3 protein-coding genes and 2 pseudogenes are annotated in these 4,439 nt (G+C 36.7%); 1 reads left to right on the top strand and 4 read right to left on the bottom strand.

Going from position 1 to position 4,439, the window contains the following annotated elements; genetic code table 11:
* The 4 genes and pseudogenes from WBN20_RS15800 to WBN20_RS15785 all read right to left on the bottom strand — a co-directional run.
* Window positions 1–631, bottom strand: a pseudogene (locus WBN20_RS15800) (hypothetical protein); the annotation flags it as partial.
* A 35-nt stretch (window positions 632–666) separates the two neighbouring features.
* The gene (locus tag WBN20_RS15795; protein ID WP_424282374.1) at window positions 667–1,359 is read right to left on the bottom strand and encodes an SGNH/GDSL hydrolase family protein; all 693 of its coding nucleotides are present in this window, start codon (window positions 1,357–1,359) and stop codon (window positions 667–669) included.
* A gap of 158 nt (window positions 1,360–1,517) precedes the next feature.
* The gene (locus tag WBN20_RS15790; RefSeq protein WP_424282373.1) at window positions 1,518–2,378 is read right to left on the bottom strand and encodes a hypothetical protein; all 861 of its coding nucleotides are present in this window, start codon (window positions 2,376–2,378) and stop codon (window positions 1,518–1,520) included.
* A gap of 219 nt (window positions 2,379–2,597) precedes the next feature.
* Window positions 2,598–4,085: a S10 family peptidase gene (locus WBN20_RS15785; RefSeq protein WP_424282372.1), complete on the bottom strand. Its 1,488-nt coding sequence runs from the start codon at window positions 4,083–4,085 to the stop codon at window positions 2,598–2,600.
* A 148-nt stretch (window positions 4,086–4,233) separates the two neighbouring features.
* On the opposite strand from WBN20_RS15785, the pseudogene WBN20_RS15780 reads away from it, so the two are divergent.
* Window positions 4,234–4,439: pseudogene (locus tag WBN20_RS15780) on the top strand (gfo/Idh/MocA family oxidoreductase); the annotation flags it as partial.

Here is a 4,439-nt window from a genome sequence, read left to right as displayed (position 1 = left end):
GATGTATATATCCAAATCCAAATCGCCAATCCACATTTGTGCCCTTTAGGAAATCATAATATAATAATGACCGGAATGACCAATTTAGTTTTGTGCTGATTCCTTTGTTAAATGGATTGGAAACAGGATCAAATTGTCTATTCATATATGATAGCCCATACCCTGTAAGAAGGTTCCATCTATTTGTTTTTTTTGGAAAAAGTCTCATTTCCAAATAAGGCATAAGGGTAATGGCCTGTCCTATACTTTCCGTATTTCCAAAGTCGGTAATCCCAATTAAAATACCTGTCGTTGGTTGGTTTAGGCGTCTTGTCCATTCTGTATTGTTAGCTAAATGAGAGGTTCCGTAGCTAAAAAATAATCCTTTTTGCAATTTTGTGTTTGGGAAATTGGCGTTTGAATTAAATGTCTTACCCAATGTCAGTTCAACACTTATACTTTTTTTATTTTTTATACTGTCTTTTGTCTGCTGGCCAAAAGAAAATAAAGAAGCCAATAATAAAAAGGCAACGGGTTTAAATAAAAGGCTGGGGATAAAGCTAAAGTGTTTAATTATTGAATGAATGATTTGTGAAATAATAAGTACAAGTTCCTTTTGCTGGTCTTTATTTGCATTAATCACTAAATCCATGAGAGTATTGGGAAAATGGCAGACTGCCTTAAAAGTCAAGACTTATTTAAGGCCTTTGCAATTGCTTTTTCGGCCAAAGGAGCCATTAATTCATAGCCTTTTTTATTAGGGTGAACCCCATCACTACCAAGATCTTCCTTTAGTCCATTCTTGCCATCAGTCATTGCGGTAAAATAGTCGAGATAAACAAAACCTTTACTACCGGCATAGCTTTTTATTATTTTATTTAGTGCCGGGATTTTTTCATTTGGCATAAGACCTTTGCGCCAGGGATAATCATAAGCAGGTAATACAGAGCATAATACTACTTTTATGCCATTGGCGTCTGCCAATTCTGCCATCGACATTACATTATCTGCAATCATTTGTAAGGTTGATGGTCCTGTGTTACCCGCAATGTCATTGGTTCCCGCAAGAATAACCACTACTTTAGGTTTTAGATCAATTACATCCTGCCTGAAGCGTACCAACATTTGAGGGGTTGTTTGACCACTAATACCTCTATTAACGTAGGGCTTGTCTTTAAAAAATTGCGGCTGATGATTGCTCCAGCCTATTGTAATAGAATTGCCCATAAAAACTACACGGTCTTCATTGTTTGCGGGCATAGATAATTCGTTATTGGCTTTTTCAAAATGAGCTAGTTGGGCCCAATCCTGTGCACTCAGTAAAGAATACATAAAGAAGAGAACGACAACTAATAAAATATTTATTTTGTTCAAAGTCATAATGGACAGCTATATTTTGCTTGAAAAGATACAAAATGCACGAAACATTCCTAATTAAAGATCAATTATTCAGCGTCTAGTTTTTTCAGAAATATTTTTCAAACAAAAAACCCTGCAATTTATAAAATGCAGGGTTTTTAATCTTTAGTTCGTTTCGTTTATTCACATTGTACATCATCACCATTGGCATCCCAACAGTGCCATTCTTCATCTTGAAAATAATCTACAGCCCGTACTCTTCCAAGGTAAGTGTCTCTGCTCCATTCTATTCTTATGTCACTAAAAACTTCTGTATTTTCATCGTAGGCATGTGCGTCAAAATAGGCATTCAATGGACCATCCTGAAGACCATATTCTAAATAACTATCCTTGAACAAATCATCATTTTCTTGTTCATCCAGTTCTCTTACCCAGGTATATCTGATATTACCAATTTCGTCATTTGAACGCTCCCAGTCAATCCTTAACATCGCCAAAGGTTTTTCAGGGCTTTCGTTTAATATCCAATGGCCGCTATTTCCATCCATGTTAGAACTACCAGAAAACCAAAGGAATTCTCCAAAGGCTCCAATTCCCACCTTTGTAATGTACATGTTCCACAGAACTTCTTCTCCGGTAACCTCCCCGGTAAGACGTGCTGTATATTCACTTGTAAATCCGTCTACACTATAGGTCCATTGCCACAAATTATCACCTAAATCTACTGGTGAATGGGCGAATGAAGATTTGAAAGACGCTACAGGTACTGCTAAGGATGTAAAAAGCGCAGTATTCCAGACTCCTACGACAAGTCTTGAAAATACCCAATTTCCATTGGGCTCCTTGTTATCATATACCAGGGCCGTACTTTTTCCTGCATTTGAATTATCAGCAAAATCGCCAAAATCTATTACCATAGATTCATAGGGTGGTAATGCCAGATTGTTATCCAAATCTGTGTCATCATCAGAGTTCTCACAGGAAGCTGTAAAAACGAGTGCGAAAACCAGTAATATGCCATATACTCTCCAATTATTCATAACTCTATTATTTTTGTTTATTAATTACATTGTTATGTTCTTTTAACGCTTAAGTTGTTATAAAAGTGTGGTAGAATAAGTAGTTTATCGAAAATTTTGAAGCAAAATTTATAAATAAGCGGAGATTAATTCAGAAGGAATCTCAATTTCAATTTCGGTCAAGACAATAAAAATCAATTGCTATGTCTTGAAGGAATTTAGTAGTTTATGTTTTGAAATCTAATATTTGGCTGATTTTCCTTTTGCAACAGTCTTTTCAATAAATAATCTAATGTCTGAGTTGGCTTTTTCCAAATCTTCTTTGCGCAGGTACATCATATGACCACTTCGATAACCTTTAAATTGAAAACGATCTCTCATACGACCACTGGGATCTACCTGCCACATGGTGTATTTGGCATTGAAATACGTGGTGGCGCCGTCATAATATCCGGACTGGACCAATACATGCAGATATGGGTTCTGTGCCATGGCCTGCCTCAGATTATCTCTTGTATCATCCTCTTTATTATCCCAAGGGCGTACAGGGCCAAACATATTATATTTGATATCTGTTTTAAACTGAAGTTCTTCTTGAAGATAATAGTTTATTGCTGGTGTGAAGCTATGTAACCAGGAAGTCAGTTCGGAGTTATAATCTGGTTCACTTCCTGAAATTTGCTTATCCAGTCCTAAGTATCTGCTATCCAACCTTCCAATAGTATAACCACTTTTGTCTCTTAATAGTGCTTTCCAGAAATAAGAAGTAGGCACATCAAGATTATGATCTAAAATTTCCTTTTTTGTAAGGCCAGAGTAATAGGCCATTTTCTCAGCAACAGAATTCTTCTCAGAATCACTTATAAATCCTCCTTTGGCAATTGCAGGTATCACGGTATTAATTGTATAAGACTCAGATTCTGGCAATATATCCAAAAGATCTTTCTGTTGAAGATCATTTCCCAAAGCTTTTTGGTACCAGGCTGCCGCTGTATAATAAGGTAAATTTAAGGCACTGCTTACAGGGCCACCAACACGAATTACTTTATAATCCGCCGGAGAAACCATAATAACACCGTTTAAATACATCCATTGCTGGTTTTGAAGTGCAAGCGCCAATCCCATCACTCTGGTGCCTCCATAACTTTCACCAATAATATATTTAGGAGAGCTCCATCTGTTATTGCGGGTGACAAAAGTATTCAGCCATTCTGCCAGATACTTTATATCGGCATTAATACCAAAAAATTTACTGCGGTCCACTTCTTTTCCACTTTCGGGAATGGTCCGGGAATAACCTGTATTGGCCGGATTTACATAGACTATATCTGTAACATCTAAAATAGAATAAGGGTTTTGCTTTACTCCGTAAGGCTGGACGGGATAGCCTTCGTCGTCAATTTTTAGAATCCGAGGTCCTGTATATGCCAAATGCATCCAAACTGAGCCAGACCCTGGCCCGCCGTTAAAAGATATGAGCAATGGGCGACTTGCTCTATTTTTTACATTGTTTCGGGTATAATAGGTGTAATGCAATGAAGCAATAGGCTCTCCTAATTCGTCCCAGACTGGTTGCGTACCGGTTTTTGCGGTATATGTAAATGCAGCGCCATTAACCGTGACACTGTGTTGTGTAGTAACTACCGTATCTATTGGTAATTTACGGTTTTGAGATAATGAAATATTAAGGCTTAGTATTAAAAGAGAGAACAGAAATAATCTTTGCATTCTTGAGTGGTTTTAGAAAGCCCTAAAATATGGAATTTGGCGGATAAATCTTATTATCCTAAAAATTAAGATCAAAAAGCATAGAAATTTGTTCACTATCTTTAAATTTATCTTAGAAAAATGATTTCTAACATCTAATTCGGTGAACATGAAAAATATTTCCAGAAGATCCTTTAATAAAACATTATCTAAAGGAATTGGTGGAGTTACTCTCCTTAGTGGAATGCCCTTGGCTTGTGCAATGGGTGAGCAAAAACAGGAAAAAAAGAAATTAGGCGTAGCATTGGTAGGATTGGGAAGCTATAGTACCTATCAATTAGCACCTTCTTTAGTAGATTGTGAACTATGTTATTT

This window comes from Eudoraea sp., from assembly GCF_049665975.1.
Taxonomy (GTDB): domain Bacteria; phylum Bacteroidota; class Bacteroidia; order Flavobacteriales; family Flavobacteriaceae; genus Eudoraea.
Note: the sequence above shows the minus strand (reverse complement) of the source record. Positions and strands in the feature narration are given on the sequence as shown.

What these genes read in the sequence shown, in the direction of transcription:
- WBN20_RS15795 (WP_424282374.1), bottom strand. Translation starts at nt 1,359, where the DNA reads ATGACTTTGAACAAAATAAATATTTTATTAGTTGTCGTTCTCTTCTTT.
- WBN20_RS15790 (WP_424282373.1), bottom strand. Translation starts at nt 2,378, where the DNA reads ATGAATAATTGGAGAGTATATGGCATATTACTGGTTTTCGCACTCGTT.
- WBN20_RS15785 (WP_424282372.1), bottom strand. Translation starts at nt 4,085, where the DNA reads ATGCAAAGATTATTTCTGTTCTCTCTTTTAATACTAAGCCTTAATATT.